Genomic DNA, 15,420 nt, shown 5'->3' with positions numbered 1-15,420 from the left:
ACCAGTGGCAGGCGCCATAGCGCCCTTTCATCTTACACAGAACCCCAGTGCAAGGAGCAAACCGAATCAGTTTCTGACCATTTAGGCTACGGTTTTACTGTTCGAGACGTGCATTTTCGCGTTCTGCACGGAGTGAGGAGATTGCCGCTTCAAAGTCTTCGAGTGAGTCAAACCCCTGGTACACGCTAGCGAAACGCAGGTACGCAACCTGGTCGAGTTCACGTAGCGGGTCCAGAATGGCCAATCCCACTTCGTCGGCATCGATTTCAGCGATCCCCTGCGAGCGGATGTTCTCCTCGACGCGTTGAGCGAGTTTCGCTAAATCGTCCTCAGAGACGGGACGTCCTTGGCATGCTTTACGCACACCGGAGACCACTTTTTGACGGGAAAACTCTTCGGAGACTCCCGAACGTTTAATCACCGATAAGCTCGTCGCTTCGATCGTGGTGAAGCGGCGTGAGCAGTTGGGGCATTGACGGCGACGGCGGATCGACGCACCGTCTTCAGCGGTTCTCGAATCGACAACACGCGAATCACTGTGGCGACAAAACGGACAGTGCATTAGCTCTCCCTCCGTAGATGCACAGCATAACCGTGGGCGGGAAGGTTTTCAGCATCGGCCAGCGTCTCAATGTGATCGGCCACATCGAGCAAACCGTTACGTGTGTAGCTCACAACCTGGCTACTCTTCATGAAACTGTGAACCCCTAGTGGCGACGCGTGGGTAGCTGTTCCGCTTGTGGGCAGTACGTGGTTCGACCCTGAGCAGTAGTCGCCCAATGCCACAGGAGAGTAGTCGCCGATGAAAATCGTTCCACCGTGGCGCAGTGCCTGCGCAAACTCGTGAGGGTTTTCGATCATGACTTCGACGTGTTCGCCCGCGTACACGTTCGCCACGCGCACCATGTCCGCACGCGATTCGACCAACAGAACACCCGACTGTGACCCAGCAAACGCTTCTCGGATCCGTTCGCGGTGTGTGGCTTCTTCGATCTGGCGGGCCAGTTCGTCCTGCACACGAGCCACCAGGTCGGAAGAGTCCGTGACAAGAACAGAAGCCGCCAACGGGTCGTGCTCAGCCTGGCTGATGAGATCCGCGGCCACAAACTCAGGCCTCGCATGATCATCAGCACACACGATGATCTCAGTGGGCCCTGCAATCGAATCAACGCCCACAAACGACCGGACAAGCGACTTAGCGCCTGCCACGTACGCATTACCCGGACCGGTGATGACATCGACGGGCTCACATGCTTCGCCGTCGTCAAAACCGTATGCAAACGCCGCTATCGCTTGGGCTCCTCCCATGGCCCACACTTCATCCACACCCAAAAGTTCAGCTGTCGCCAAAACTACCGGGTGAGGCAAACCAGAAGGTCCGGGAGGCGACGCGAGCGCCAACGACCCCACGCCCGCAACCTGTGCGGGCACCGCGTTCATAACGACCGTGGACGGGTACACGGCACGACCACCGGGAACGTAGAGTCCCACGCGGTCCACCGGGGTCCACCGCGTTGACACGACAGAACCGCCAAAGTCCGTCGTCGAACCCTGCGGGACATCGCGTGTGCTCACCTGACGCAAGCGCGCAACTGACTCTTCCAGTGCTTCGCGTACTCCTGAGCCCAATTCGGCCAGAGCGCGGGTGAGTTCTTCGCGAGGAACCCGCACGTTTTCTAACTCAACCCCGTCGAAACGCGACGTTGCATCGATGACTGCTGCACGACCTCGGTCCCGGACATCGTCAACCACTGGGGCGACACTGGAGCGTGCCTTGTCCAAAGAATCATGTGCTCGCGGAACGAGTGAGCGAAGCTCACGAGTAGCAATTCCCGCTGGCACCTTGATGATTCTTAACAGTTCGTTCACACAGCCATTCTACTCAGAGTGGTGTGGAACACCTCGGCGTCCCACCCCCATATAGCAGCGGGTCATCCCAGACAGCGGGAGCCCAGCAGAGCCTTCAGGTCCCCGTAGAGGCTGGGGCCAGTTTCGACCCGGCGGTTCAAACGAATTAACGTGCGCTTCCCCGGTTCCATCACATTGACCCGTACTTCCGTGGGCCCAGGGTTCGCGCGCAGAATCTCGTCGAGTTCCTCCACGGTGTTCTGGGTTGCGCGATCTAGCGGAATGGTCAGTTGCAACGGGCTACCAGACGCGTTGGAGACATCGGGAAGCGTGACGGACTGTGCCATGAGACTGATGGGACGGTCTTCGGACTGTTTGACACGCCCGCGGATCGTCACGATCAAATCACTCGTCAGAATGTCGGCAACGGGTTCATACACGTCACCAAAGAACAGCACCTCGATCGAAGCCTCCAAGTCTTCAATCGTGACAATCGCGTATGGACGTCCCGTGTTCTTCGAAACCTTCCGCACAAGCGACGTGATCATGCCGCATACCGTGATGGTGGACCCGTCGGGTCGCCCGTGGCTGATGAGATCCACAAGAGGAAGATCGGATTCAGACGCGATGACCCCCTCAAGACCGTTGAGCGGGTGGTCCGAGACGTACAGCCCAATCATCTCGCGTTCAAACGCCAGCTTCTCTTTCTTGTCCCACTCCACTCGATCCGGGATAGGGACCGAGAAGCTCGAAGAGTCTTCGTCACCGAGCCCAGCGAAAAGATCAAACTGCCCCGCGGCTTCCTGGCGTTTCACCCCAATAACCGAATCGACGGCTTCTTCGTGAACTTCGACCAGTGACCTGCGGGTGTGACCCAGCGAGTCAAAGGCACCGGATTTGATGAGAGACTCCACTGTGCGCTTGTTGCACACGTGTGCAGGCACCTTGTCCAAGAAGTCGGAGAACGACGTGAACGAGCCTTTTTCGGTACGCGATTCCACGATCCCGTCGACCACGTTGTAGCCCACGTTACGCACCGCGCCCATGCCGAAGCGAATGTCGTTGCCCACTGGTGTGAAGTTGAGTTCAGATTCGTTTACATCCGGTGGCAGGACCGTGATGTGCATTTTGCGGCACTCACCCAAGTACACCGCCAGTTTGTCCTTGTTGTCACCCACGCTGGTGAGCAGAGCGGCCATGTATTCTGCCGGATAGTGGGCTTTCAGATACGCCGTCCAGTAAGACACCACACCGTACGCAGCGGAGTGAGCCTTGTTGAACGCGTAGTCAGAGAATGGCAGGAGGATGTCCCACAGCGCTTGGGCTGCTTCTTCGGAGTAGCCCCGTTCCTTCATGCCACCAAAGAACCCGACCTGTTGCTTATCCAGTTCGGCCTTCTTCTTCTTACCCATCGCGCGGCGCAAAATATCGGCCTGACCCAGCGAGTACCCGGCCACCTTCTGCGCGATCGCCATCACCTGTTCCTGGTAGATGATCAGACCGAACGTGGTGTCCAGGATCTCCTTGAGCGGTTCAGCAAGCTCCGGGTGGATCGGGGTAATCTCTTGCAGGCCGTTCTTACGCTTGGCGTAGTTGGTGTGTGAGTCGGCACCCATGGGGCCCGGACGGTACAGAGCAAGCGTTGCGGAAATGTCTTCGAAGTTGTCCGGCTGCATAAGCCTGAGCAACCCTTGTAGCCCCCCACCGTCGAGCTGGAACACACCCAGCGTGTCCCCGCGTGCCAGAAGTTTGTACGTGTCGGCGTCGTCAAGCTCGAGGCGCTCAAGGTCCAGTTCGACATCGCGGTTGCGCTGAATGTTTTCAAGAGCGTCAGAAATGATGGTGAGGTTGCGTAGCCCCAAGAAGTCCATCTTGATAAGGCCCAGCCCCTCCGAGGTGGGGTAGTCGAACTGGGTGATGACCTGACCGTCTTGGAAGCGTCGCATGATGGGGATGACGTCAATAATGGGCTCAGACGACATGATGACGCCGGCCGCGTGAACGCCCCACTGACGTTTCAGCCCTTCGAGACCTCGGGCGGTTTCAAACACTTCGCGTGCTTGTTCATTGGTGGCAAGGAGGTTGCGGAAGTCCCCGGCTTCGTTATACCGAGGTGCTTCCGGGTTTTCGATGTCGGCAAGAGGGATGTCCTTTGCCATGGCGGCAGGTGGCAGGGCTTTTGTGAGTTCTTCACCCATCGAGAACGGGTGCCCCAGCACGCGGGCCGCGTCTTTGAGCGCTTGTTTGGTCTTGATGGTTCCGTACGTCACGATCATCGCCACGTATTCGGAACCGTATTTCTGTGTCACATAGTCGATCACTTCGGAGCGTCGACGGTCGTCAAAGTCCACGTCGAAGTCCGGCATGGACACACGTTCAGGGTTGAGGAACCGTTCGAAGATCAGGCCGTGCTGAAGGGGGTCGAGGTCGGTGATACGCATCGCGTACGCCACCATGGAGCCCGCTCCGGACCCACGACCTGGCCCCACCCGGATTCCGTTGTCCTTGGACCAGTTAATGAAATCGGCAACCACCAGGAAGTAACCGGGGAACCCCATCTTGATGATGATGTCGAGTTCGTAGTCGGCTTGCTTCCGCACCTCATCAGGAATGCCCTGCGGGTAGCGATAGTGCAACCCTTTGTCGACCTCTTTGATGAGCCACGACGTTTCGTCTTCGCCTTCGGGCGTTGGGAACTTGGGCATGTAGTTCGCGCTGGTGTCGAACGACACGTCGCACATGTCTGCGATTTTGAGCGTGTTGTCGCAGGCTTCGGGGAGCTCTTTGAACAGGTGTCGCATTTCGGCAGGCGATTTGAGGTAGTAGCCGGTTCCCGAGAACGCGAACCGGCTTCCGCCCTGATCATAAGTGGGTTCAAGAAGTTTGGACCCGGATTGCAAAGCCAGCAGAGCCTCGTGCGCTGTGGCGTCGGACTCATGGGTGTAGTGCAAGTCGTTGGTGGCGACAAGCGGCAGGTTGAGCTCTTTAGCCAGCCGCAAAAGATCCTTGGTGACACGGCGTTCAATTTCGAGCCCGTGGTCCATGAGTTCGCAGAAGTAGTAGTCCGCGCCAAAAATTTCGCGGTACTCCCCCGCCGCTTTGCGGGCTTCTTCGTACTGGCCCAAACGCAGACGTGTCTGGACTTCACCGGACGGGCACCCGGTGGTCGCGATCAGACCTTCCGAATAGTTCTGCAAAAGTTCCCGGTCCAAACGCGGGCGGTTACCCAAAGCGGAATCCAAAGATGCCAAAGACGAGGCTTTGAACAGGTTCTGCATTCCCCGGTTGTTGCGCGACAGGAGTGTCATGTGCGTGTAGCGACCACCACCTGACACGTCGTCGGAACGCTGGGACTCGTCGGTGCGCCACTTCACGACGGTTTTGTCGTTACGTGCCGTTCCGGGAGTCACGTAGGCTTCGACACCAATGATGGGTTTGATACCCGCTTTAGTGGCCTGGTTCCAGAAGTCGAACGCACCAAACAGGTACCCGTGGTCGGTGGTGGCCAATGCGTGCATTCCCAGTTCGTTAGTTGCCGCCATGAGGTCACCCAGACGGGCCGCCCCGTCGAGCATCGAGTACTCAGTGTGGACGTGCAGGTGTACGAAGTCGTCAGCCAATTACCTCACCACTGTGCTGCTCGTAAGCGTTCGAGCGCGGTCTCGAGATCGTGTGGATAGTCAGATGTGAATTCGACATACTCCCCTGTTTCGGGGTGCTCGAAACCGAGTTTGACGGCGTGGAGCCACTGGCGTTCAAGCCCCAGTTTCTGAGCTAACACGGGGTCCGCCCCGTAGGGAATGTCACCGCAGCAAGGCCGTTTAGTAGCGGACATGTGTACGCGAATCTGGTGCGTGCGCCCGGTTTCCAGCTTGACTTCAATCAGCGACGCTGACCTGTAGGCTTCAATCACTTCGTAATGAGTGACGGCGTGTTTGCCGTCTGTGCGTACCGCGTACAGACCGTCTTTGCGTGGGTGCCGGCCGATCGGAGCTTCGATTGTGCCCACCACGGGGTCTGGGAGCCCCTGCACAAGGGCGTGGTAGGTCTTGTCGACGGTGCGTTCTTTAAACGCCCGTTTGAGGACGGAGTAGGCGTGTTCGCCTTTGGCGACCACCATGACTCCCGAGGTGCCCACGTCCAGACGCTGAACGATCCCTTGCCGTTCAGCCGCTCCCGAGGTGGCAATCTGGTACCCAGCTGCGGCAAGACCACCGATCACGGTGGGGCCGGACCACCCGGCGGCCGCGTGTGCCGCGACTCCGACTGGTTTGTCGACCACGACAAACGCGTCGTCGTCGTAGATCACATTCATTCCCGGTACTGGTTCAGCAACGATCGACAACGGTTCCTTAGGCTGCGGCATTGTCACGTCGATACGTGAACCTGCCGTCACTCGCATCGACTTAGGCACCTTGGCACCGTCGACTTCAACGTCGCCGTTCTCGGCGAGTCCGGCAGCTGCCGAACGTGACAGGCCTAGGAGGCGCGACAGTGCGGTATCGATGCGTTCACCTTCGAGCCCTTCGGGCACAAGGATTGAGCGTTCCACTACTCTTCCCTCCCGTCGATGCTGGTGCCTTTGAGTGTGAGAAGTGCAATGACGACGGCTGCACCTGTGATTGCGATATCAGCAATGTTGCACACAAAGAAGTGCAAATCAATGAAATCGACAACGGCTCCGTGCATAAACTGTGGGACTTGCCCATTTGCTGGCATGCGGAAAAACCTGTCGATGAGGTTCCCCGTCAAACCGCCTAACAGCAAGCCCAGGCCGATTGCCCACCACGTTGAGGCAAGTCTACGAGAGATAAAGACGATCACCGCGAACACTGCAATGGCGATCACCGAAAAAATCCACGTTGCCCCGGCACCGATTCCGAACGCTGCTCCGGGATTGCGCAAAAACGTGAGTCCCACCAGGTCGCCCACGATTGCGATTCGTGGCTGACCTTGAAGGAGGTTAACCGCGAGAACTTTTGCGAGCTGATCAATGGCGATGACGCCTAGCGCTAGTGCATATAGCGTCACAGCTCGTGTGCTCACGTACTTCTCCTTTGGGCTTCGTCAACGAATTCGATCTTACGATATACAAACGCACCGCACGTCGGAACGTGCGGTGCGTTTAACGTGTTTGTGTCAAAGACTACACACGGACTCTTGTTTACAGAGTGTGCTTAGCGTCCTTGGAAAGGGTCTCAGGAGCAAGCGAACCTGAGCTTTCGAGGTCGCGCAACTGGTCGGTGAGGTAGCTCTTGAGACGGGTGCGGTACTGACGTTCGAAGTTCTGCAGACCGTCGATGTCCTTCTCCAGGTTGACCTTCTGCGTCTCAAGCTGCTGCAGGGTTTCGTCACGCTTCTTCTGAGCTTCAGAAACGATGTCGGCAGCTTTCTTCTTCGCTTCACCGATCAGTCGGTCGCGGGTCTTCTCACCTTCAGCAACGTGTTCGTCGTGGACGCGCTGTGCCAAAGCGATCAGGCCGTGAGCGTCCTTGTCGCCTGCGCCAGCAACAGGAGCCGCAGCAGGTGCGGTGGCAGCAGGTGCGGCAGGAGCAGCTGCAGGCTTTGCGTCTGGGGTAGCAACTGCAGGAGCAACCTGGGTTTCTTCGCCAACCTTAGCGTCGTCGGCAACCTCGGCCTTAGGTGCTTCGGCCTTTGGCGCTTCAGCCTTAGGTGCCTCTTCCTTTGGAGCGTCAGCCTCAGCAGGTTCCGCCTTAACAGAAGCAGGCTGCTGTGGAGCAACAACAGGCTTAGCTTCTTCCTTCTTAGTAGCGGCTTCCTTAGGCGCTTCTTCCTTAGGAGCATCAACAGCTGCTGGCATTGCCTGGGTAGCGTTCACGTCTTCAGTGTTCGAACCCTTAGCTTCGAGTTCGGCTACGCGCTGTTCAGCCACAGACAGTTTCTGACGAAGTGAATCGTTCTCTTCGTTCAAGCGACGCAGTTCAACGACAACCTCGTCGAGGAAGTCATCAACCTGGTCTACGTCGTATCCTTCACGGAACTTAACGTGCTGGAACTGTTTGTTGACTACGTCTTCAGGCGTAAGAGCCATGTGGCCACCTTCGGTTGTGCGTACAAATTCTTTTTTGATGATCACTGCCACAATACCGCACCACCAGCATGAATGTGTCAAGTCATCATATGGAGACAGTCTAACCTACCTGCGTCGAGAGGACGAAGAGAAACCTCGAAAGCATCTGAACCCCAATAAATACAAGGATAAACCCTAGGTCAATCGCAACATTTCCTAGTCTGAGTGGAGGAATCACTTTGCGAATTGCCTTAATTGGAGGGTCGGTGATGGTGTAAATGATTTCACACAGCACCAACACCACACCCGTGGGGCGCCAGTCTCGGGCAAAGACTTGAATCAGATCGATAATGACTCGGCCGATAAGTACATACACGTACAGCGACAAGAGCCACGCAAGAATCTGTAGAACTATTGCCACGAAACCTCTTTCAGAAAAAATTGACGGACCACCGTATACGGTAGCCCGTCAGAGGGAACAATCACGAATTAGCTTTGGTTAAAAAAGCTCGCCTGGGTCTTTGCTACGGAATCGGTTTCTTCGCCCACCTCAACGTTGGCAGGAGTAAGCAAAAACACGTTGTTTGTCACTTTAGAGATCGATCCGTGCAAGCCAAAGATCAAGCCCGCAGAGAAGTCCACCAAACGCTTTGCGTTGGCTTCGTCCATGGCAGACAGATTCATGACAACGGGGATTCCGTCGCGGAAAGCAGTACCGATCGTTTTCGCATCGTTGTAGCTGCGTGGGTGGATCACGTGGATGTTTGACATGTTCGCAGGCGATGCCGTTTCTACTGGGCGGACAGAAGAACGGATAGGCGTGACGTCAGCGGGTTCCTCTTCCTGTGGTTCTTCTTCGTACACAGGAGCTTCGTACTGACTGTTGCGTTCGTGACGTGGCTCGGCTTCGTAGGCTTCTTCTTCGCCGAAGCCAAAGTAGTTGCTGATTTTCTTCAGGGTGGACATTGGCCCTCCTCGTGGTTTGGTTCCCTCTTATTTGAAGGTACCGGAGGGCGGGTGTTGTTATGCGTCTTTGCGTGGGTGTGTCGTTAATTCTTCTAGCCACACCAGACCGCCGAACCGACCTGTAACAGAGTCTTTGCGGTAGGAAAACAGATCTGAGGACTCGCGAGTACACGTGCTCGAGAAGTCGACAATCTCACACCCTTCACGGGCGGCCTGTTCAGCGACCCCGGCAGCGACATCCAAAGCGGGTGTTCCCTCCCGGGAAACCGAAGCCGTTACCGGTTCAACGCTTGATACTTGAGCGCGCATGTCAGTAGGAACTTCATAGCAGCGGGGGCAAATCGACGGGCCGATCGCCACCTGGATCTTAGACGCACCTAGTTCACGCATGGCCGCCACCGTTGCTGGCACCACGCCGTCTACCATTCCTGCTCGCCCTGCGTGCGCCGCCCCAATGACACCGACCTCGGGGTCTGCGAACATCACCGGCACACAGTCAGCCACCATGATGACCAACCCCAGCCCAGGCGTTTTCGTCACGTGCGCGTCAGCCGTCACCGACTCCGTGCGTTCACCTGTGTGGGGATCGTGCGCTCCGTCTGCGTCCCACGCGATCACCCGGTTTCCGTGAACCTGGTCGATGAACCGCAGGGCTTCAGGATTGAGCCCCAGCGTATTGGCGAGGACTCCCCTGTTAGCCGCCACATCTGTGCCATCGTCACCCACGTGCAACGCCAGGTTCAGCGTGCTAAATGGGGTAGAACTGAAACCTCCCCAGCGGTCGGTGAACGCAACGTGCGCGCGTGTGCGACTGCTGGGGAGGACGAAACGGCTGTAGAGCACGTTTACTTCAAGAAGTCCGGAATTTCGATGTTGTTATCGAAGTTCTTGGTTCGCTCTTCGGGCAGGGACTCCGGAACTGGAGGCGCCGCAGGGGCTGGCTCGGCTTCCGTTGTCGGCGCCGGCGCTGGGCTCTCTTCCGCTTCCTGTGCAGGACCGTCCGAGGCGGGCGCGGCTTCCTGTGTCGCCACCGCTGGGCTTGCCGACTGAGTTTCGCTCTTAGGAACGTCGAAACCAGCCGCAATAACGGTGATACGGCATTCGTCGCCCAGGTTGGAGTCGATCACGGTACCAAAAATGATGTTGGCTTCTGGGTGAGCGGCTTCCTGCACCAGGCGGGCGGCTTCGTTGACTTCGAACAAGCCGAGGTCGGTGCCACCTTGGATCGAGAGAAGGACTCCGTGCGCACCTTCGATGCTCGCTTCCAACAGCGGCGAAGCGATTGCTGCTTCGGCTGCCTTGACTGCGCGGTCTTCACCGACCGCAGAACCGATACCCATGAGCGCGGTTCCCGCGTCCTGCATGACTGACTTCACGTCGGCGAAGTCCAGGTTGATCATGCCGGGAGTCGAGATCAGGTCGGTGATGCCCTGCACACCGGAGCGCAGAACTTCGTCGGCTGACTTGAACGCTTCAACGACCGAGACGTTGCGGTCGGAGATCGTGAGGAGTCGGTCGTTCGGAATGACGATCAGCGTGTCGACTTCTTTGCGAAGTGCTTCAATTCCGGCTTCGGCCTGTGCGGAACGACGACGTCCTTCAAAGGTAAAGGGGCGTGTGACGACACCGATGGTCAACGCACCCAGTGAGCGGGCGATGCGTGCGACAACTGGCGCCGCACCCGTTCCGGTTCCGCCACCTTCACCTGCGGTGACGAACACCATGTCGGCACCTTCGAGTGCTTCCTGGATGGCTTCTTCGGAGTCTTCAGCAGCTTTGCGACCAATCTCTGGGTCGGCACCGGCACCGAGACCGCGGGTGAGCTCGCGCCCGATTTCAAGTTTGGTGTCTGCTTCTGACAGCACGAGTGCCTGGGCGTCGGTGTTGATCGCGATGAATTCGACACCGCGGAGGCCCACGTCGATCATGCGCTGTACAGCGTTAACACCACCGCCACCGGTTCCGGCGACCTTGATGTCTGCTCCGGATTGAGGGTATTCAGCCAAGTCGGTTCCTCTTTCGACGCTTAAGGGACAGGTGTCTTTGTCTCGACGCTATTGCCACTCACGGACTCGCGCAACTACCGCCGCGGTGTGTCGTTTAAGCCGAGTGGGCTCTGCCCTCAACTTTATCGCGCGACAGGGGTATCTGGCGCAGAAACATCGACGTATTCCTTGGAATGGTCGAGGAGTTTGAACGCTACTTTCAACTTCTTCTCGATGTCGCTGGCGTCTCCTACTCGGATTTGCCGCGTGGACTCATCGTGCGTCACCACCACCGTGATGGCGTCTTCGGTTTGTGCATCGACTGACTCTACGCGTGAAATATCTGGCACGTGTTTAACCACAACGAGAGCTTGTTCAATTGCGCGGGGGCTGCCTCCACGAATGTTGACGAGCTCAGGATCTTGCTGAACTACGTCGATTTCTTCGCCACGCGACGAGTACCTGACCCACCCGTCGTCGGTTTTGTGCGCTGCAACGGGTTTTTTATCCGTGATGGTGACGTGCAGAGCGTTGATCCCTGACCATCTCACGCGCACGTTTTCGGACTTCGTGAATGCGGCGCGGATATCCCCAGAAAGCGTATTCATGGAGATTCTGGGAAGTGGACGTCCGCCATGTCGTTCGAGCACAAACGTGCGCACGTCTTCTGCCGGAGTCAGATCTCCGGTCTCTACGCTCACGTTTTTGAGTCCCATGATGGGCGTAAAGAACATGAGACACGCAACGAGTACGAGCCCCGCGACGATTCCGGCTCCCACCTTCACACCGAGGTGGATTCCGCGTTTCTTCCCAATGACCGGGATGGATGTCACCGCGCGAGTGCTCCCAGTAGCTCCGGTCCCAAGATCGTGACGTCGCCTGCGCCCACCGTCAAAACAATGTCGCCGGGTTTCACACGTTCGACGACAGTTGGTACTGCGTCAGAAAACGAGGGCACATATGTCACGTCGCTCGTGACTTCGCGAGCGATGAGTTCCCCTGTTACGCCAGGAATTGGATCTTCGCGTGCAGGAAAGACGTCCAGGACGATAACGTCGTCGGCCAGGCTCAAAGCTTGTGCGAATTCACGGTAGAAGTTCTTGGTACGGCTAAACAGATGCGGTTGAAATACCACGTGGACCTTGTTTGACGGGTCTACCACTCTGTTCGCTGCCGTCAGCAGAGCTGTCACCTCGGTGGGGTGGTGGGCGTAGTCGTCGTAGACGCGCACTCCCTTTTCGGTTCCGCGCAGTTCAAAACGGCGACGCGTACCCGTGAAGCTTTCCAACCCTTGGATGATTCCTGCAGGGTTCGCTCCTACCGTGCGCGCACTCAAGAACGCAGCTGTTGCATTGAGCGCGTTGTACGTTCCAGGCAATGCGATGTCGAACCCATAGATCTGCCCCTCGTATGTGATCGAAACGCTGACTCCTTGTCCGTGGGTCGTCGCCTTAACGCACGCATCAGCATCGTCGTTTTCACCGTAGAAGATGACGCTGGTCCCTCGTTCACGAGCTTCACGTCCGATCGAGGCCGCACCTTCGTCGTCTGCACACACGATGAGGGTCCCGCTCATTTTTCCTACGTGGGAGCTAAAGTCGACGAATGCTTCGCGGACACGCTCCCAACTCCCATAGTGGTCGAGGTGATCTGCTTCAGCGTTCGTGATGACGCCAACCTCTGGGCGGTACTTTAAGAACGACCCGTCAGATTCGTCAGCCTCAGCGATGAACACATCTCCTGAACCGGCGTGCGCGTTGGTACCAGTTTTCGAGAGTTGCCCACCGATCGCAAAGGAAGGGTCCTCCCCTGCCGCCTGCAGGGCCACTGTGGTCATCGAGGTGGTTGTCGTTTTTCCATGCGTACCGGCGATCGCGATGGTCCGCTTGCCCTCCATGAGCATGGCAAGTGCGTCCGAACGGTGAATCACTGGAATGTTGAGTTCCTGTGCGCGCACGATTTCGGGGTTAGTGGGCCGGATCGCGGAAGACACAACAACGGTGTCGGCGCCTTCGACGTGCGAGCCGTCGTGCACAATGAACACGTGGGCACCTTGAGCACGTAGCGCATCGACCACGGCTGACTCTTTTGCGTCTGAACCAGTCACGGTGTAGCCACGGCTGAGCATGATGCGGGCAATGCCGGACATGCCGGCTCCTCCGATCCCAATGAAGTGGTACGTGCTCACGTCTGGTCCTCTCGTTCGTCACGGGTCATGAGTTCATACGGGTATGCCCTGTCCGGGTACGGGACGTTCGCTGCCTCGAAGATCATGCGTGTCACGTCGCGGTCGGCTGTTGCCGGGAACTTGAGTTCGTTCAAGCGTTTGGTCATGTTCTTCAAACGGTGGGGATCCTTGGCAAGCGGAATCACCGTGTTCTTGATGGTCGTTGCGCTAAACGCCGCGTTGTCCACCATGAGCGCCCCACCGGCAGTGACAGGATCCGAGGCATTTTTCACTTGTTCGCCGTTGCCGATCGCCAGTGGAACATACAGAGCCGGCACTTGGGCGATGGTCACCTCGGCGACGGTCCCTGCGCCAGCTCGACAAATCAGAAGGTCCGCAGCCGAGTACACCGTCTCCATACCGTCTACGTACTCCGTGACATGGTAGTTGCGCAGGTCTGCTGTGGCTTCGCGAATCTTGTCAGCCTTGCCGATTCCCGTGATGTGAAGTACCTGGACACCGGTGCGCCGAATTTCGTCAACCGCGTCGCAGAACGCGTCGTTAATGGCCTGCGCACCGCTGGAACCGCCCGTCACGATCACGGTGGCAAGGGACGCGTCCAGGCCGAGTTTCTGCATGGCTTCGTACCGAGTCAGCGGGTCCTTGCGGTTGATCTGAGCGATCTCGCGACGCATGGGCATTCCCACGTGCTTCCCCTTCATTGGGGTCGAGGCGAACGTGTAGCCGACATGCTTGGTAAAACGCGCACCCAGTTTGTTCGCTAGTCCCGGTACGGCGTTGCCTTCGTGGATCACGATTGGCACTCCCAAGGATTTTGCGGCCAAGTAGGCAGGTGTGGACACGTATCCACCCACGCCCACAACCACGTCGACGCTGTTCTGCTTAATCAAGTTCCTGGTACGCGAAACTGCTCCGGCCAAACGACCGGGGAACTTCACAAGCGACGCATTGATGGAGCGGGGAAACGGCACCTTTTCAATTGTGTTGAGTTCATATCCTGCCTGAGGAACGAGGCGACTCTCTAGCCCTTCCTCGGTACCCAGGATCGTCACGTTTCCGTTGGGGTCTTGGAACGTGAAGTCGCGGACAATGGCAAGCATCGGAGCCACGTGCCCCGTTGTCCCACCACCAGCAAAAAGGACGTTAACCATTCTTACTCTTTCTTGACATTCGGCCCAGCAGCGTACTTCGCAGGTGGAAACCACGCGACGCAAGCGCTTCCGAAGCACCAGGTTCAGAACGTGCAAATGACAACAAAACCCCCGCAGCTATCAGTGTCGCGGCCAGCGAAGAACCACCGTATGACACGAATGGCAGAGGCACACCGATCACCGGCAACAGGCCAGTCACAACCGAGATATTGATAAACGCCTGACCGGCCAACCACGCTAAGAGTCCCGCCGAAGCCGTTTGGACAAACCGGTCCTGCGAACGCATGATGATGCGCACAATTCCGTAGCTCAAAAGAGCAAACAGCAAGACTACAGCCAACGTTCCCACGAGCCCGAGCTCTTCGCCGATGATCGCGAAAATGAAGTCGTTGTGAGCTTCCGGCAACCACGCCCACTTTTCGCGGCTCCAACCGAGGCCGACTCCTAGCCATCCTCCGGAGGCAAGCGCGTACAGACCGTGGTTGGACTGCCAGTGCTGCCCCAGCGGATCCGACACGTCAGACGAGTGACCGGTGAACATCGCTTGAATGCGCGCTATTCGGTTCGCATTCGTCAGAACCAACACCGCCACACCAGCGATCGCGGCCGCCATGAGCGTCATGAGCCACTTCCACGGCAGTCCCCCCACAAAAAGCGCGCCAAGGGCAACTGCGATGAGCACCAGCCCGGTCCCGAGGTCGTGCCCGGCTATCACGAGCCCGATCGACAGGCCAGTGGCGGCAAGGACTGGAATCACAACGGTAAAAGACGAAAGCTCTCGGATTTTCGCTGCCATGAAACGACCGATGTACAGCGACAGCGCAATCTTGACGAACTCCGCTGGTTGGATTCGAAAACCGCCACCCACCGAGAACCATGACCGGTTTCCGTTGACTTCAACGCCAAGCGGGGTCAACGGCAGAACCTGTAGCAGAAGTCCACCTATCAGAAGCACGGGAGCGAGCTTCTTCCAGGTCTTTACCTTGAAGTGTGCGACAACAAACATCAAGCCCATCCCGACCACAGCGAACATGGCTTGCCGAAGAAACACACTGAAAGGGTTTCCCTCACCACCTGCGTACGAGGTGATGGACGACGCCGAAAGCACCATGATGAGACCAAACGAGGTGAGCAGAACAACACACCACAGCACGATGTGGTACGTGGCGACCGGGGCGTCTAACAGTTCTTTCCACTGCTCGACCCAACGGCGCGCACGAGACGGGTTCTCTACTGCCTGGCTCGCCACGT

14 protein-coding genes are annotated in these 15,420 nt (G+C 57.6%); all 14 read right to left on the bottom strand.

What is annotated here, in order from left to right; genetic code table 11:
• Window positions 1-94 precede the first annotated feature (94 nt).
• Window positions 95-562, bottom strand: a complete 468-nt coding sequence (gene nrdR / locus JOE56_RS09765) for a transcriptional regulator NrdR (protein ID WP_102238238.1) — start codon at window positions 560-562, stop codon at window positions 95-97.
• The gene (gene hisD, locus JOE56_RS09760) at window positions 562-1,869 is read right to left on the bottom strand and encodes a histidinol dehydrogenase (RefSeq protein ID WP_338028659.1); all 1,308 of its coding nucleotides are present in this window, start codon (window positions 1,867-1,869) and stop codon (window positions 562-564) included. The genes nrdR and hisD overlap by 1 nt, the downstream gene beginning before the upstream one ends.
• A 62-nt stretch (window positions 1,870-1,931) precedes the next feature.
• Complete coding sequence (gene dnaE, locus JOE56_RS09755) at window positions 1,932-5,423, bottom strand: DNA polymerase III subunit alpha (RefSeq protein WP_239530793.1); 3,492 nt, start codon at window positions 5,421-5,423, stop codon at window positions 1,932-1,934.
• A 50-nt stretch (window positions 5,424-5,473) separates the two neighbouring features.
• A complete protein-coding gene (locus JOE56_RS09750; RefSeq protein WP_204515818.1) occupies window positions 5,474-6,400 on the bottom strand; it encodes an RluA family pseudouridine synthase in 927 nt (308 codons plus the stop codon).
• Window positions 6,400-6,894, bottom strand: coding sequence for a signal peptidase II (locus tag JOE56_RS09745; RefSeq protein WP_204515817.1), 495 nt, complete (start codon window positions 6,892-6,894; stop codon window positions 6,400-6,402). Before JOE56_RS09745 ends, JOE56_RS09750 begins: the two co-directional genes overlap by 1 nt.
• A 118-nt stretch (window positions 6,895-7,012) precedes the next feature.
• Window positions 7,013-7,900: a DivIVA domain-containing protein gene (locus JOE56_RS09740; protein ID WP_204515816.1), complete on the bottom strand. Its 888-nt coding sequence runs from the start codon at window positions 7,898-7,900 to the stop codon at window positions 7,013-7,015.
• A 100-nt stretch (window positions 7,901-8,000) separates the two neighbouring features.
• Window positions 8,001-8,300, bottom strand: coding sequence for a YggT family protein (locus tag JOE56_RS09735; protein WP_204515815.1), 300 nt, complete (start codon window positions 8,298-8,300; stop codon window positions 8,001-8,003).
• A gap of 68 nt (window positions 8,301-8,368) precedes the next feature.
• A complete protein-coding gene (locus tag JOE56_RS09730; RefSeq protein ID WP_102238244.1) occupies window positions 8,369-8,845 on the bottom strand; it encodes a cell division protein SepF in 477 nt (158 codons plus the stop codon).
• A gap of 57 nt (window positions 8,846-8,902) precedes the next feature.
• Window positions 8,903-9,688 carry a peptidoglycan editing factor PgeF gene (gene pgeF / locus JOE56_RS09725; protein ID WP_204515814.1) on the bottom strand — a complete coding sequence of 262 codons (786 nt, stop codon included), beginning with the start codon at window positions 9,686-9,688 and terminating at the stop codon, window positions 8,903-8,905.
• Window positions 9,689-9,690: 2 nt separating this feature from the next.
• Window positions 9,691-10,851: a cell division protein FtsZ gene (gene ftsZ, locus JOE56_RS09720; RefSeq protein WP_204515813.1), complete on the bottom strand. Its 1,161-nt coding sequence runs from the start codon at window positions 10,849-10,851 to the stop codon at window positions 9,691-9,693.
• A gap of 122 nt (window positions 10,852-10,973) precedes the next feature.
• A complete protein-coding gene (locus tag JOE56_RS09715) occupies window positions 10,974-11,663 on the bottom strand; it encodes a cell division protein FtsQ/DivIB (protein WP_204515812.1) in 690 nt (229 codons plus the stop codon).
• Window positions 11,660-13,018: a UDP-N-acetylmuramate--L-alanine ligase gene (gene murC, locus JOE56_RS09710; RefSeq protein WP_204515811.1), complete on the bottom strand. Its 1,359-nt coding sequence runs from the start codon at window positions 13,016-13,018 to the stop codon at window positions 11,660-11,662. The genes JOE56_RS09715 and murC overlap by 4 nt, the downstream gene beginning before the upstream one ends.
• Window positions 13,015-14,169 (bottom strand): undecaprenyldiphospho-muramoylpentapeptide beta-N-acetylglucosaminyltransferase, encoded by a 1,155-nt coding sequence (murG, locus tag JOE56_RS09705; protein ID WP_204515810.1) that lies wholly within the window; start codon window positions 14,167-14,169, stop codon window positions 13,015-13,017. Before murG ends, murC begins: the two co-directional genes overlap by 4 nt.
• Window positions 14,162-15,418, bottom strand: coding sequence for a putative lipid II flippase FtsW (ftsW, locus tag JOE56_RS09700; protein WP_204515809.1), 1,257 nt, complete (start codon window positions 15,416-15,418; stop codon window positions 14,162-14,164). The genes murG and ftsW overlap by 8 nt, the downstream gene beginning before the upstream one ends.
• Window positions 15,419-15,420: the final 2 nt, after the last annotated feature.

The sequence above is a fragment of the Brevibacterium paucivorans genome, from assembly GCF_016907735.1.
GTDB lineage: Bacteria > Actinomycetota > Actinomycetes > Actinomycetales > Brevibacteriaceae > Brevibacterium > Brevibacterium paucivorans.
The sequence above is the reverse complement of the archived record's forward strand: the minus strand, read 5'-3'. Positions and strand labels throughout refer to the sequence as shown.

Bases quoted from the DNA above. Each gene is read 5' to 3' on its own strand.
- nrdR (WP_102238238.1), bottom strand. From the start codon at position 562: ATGCACTGTCCGTTTTGTCGCCACAGTGATTCGCGTGTTGTCGATTCG.
- dnaE (WP_239530793.1), bottom strand. From the start codon at position 5,423: ATGCTCGACGGGGCGGCCCGTCTGGGTGACCTCATGGCGGCAACTAAC.
- JOE56_RS09740 (WP_204515816.1), bottom strand. From the start codon at position 7,900: ATGGCTCTTACGCCTGAAGACGTAGTCAACAAACAGTTCCAGCACGTT.
- JOE56_RS09730 (WP_102238244.1), bottom strand. From the start codon at position 8,845: ATGTCCACCCTGAAGAAAATCAGCAACTACTTTGGCTTCGGCGAAGAA.
- murG (WP_204515810.1), bottom strand. From the start codon at position 14,169: ATGGTTAACGTCCTTTTTGCTGGTGGTGGGACAACGGGGCACGTGGCT.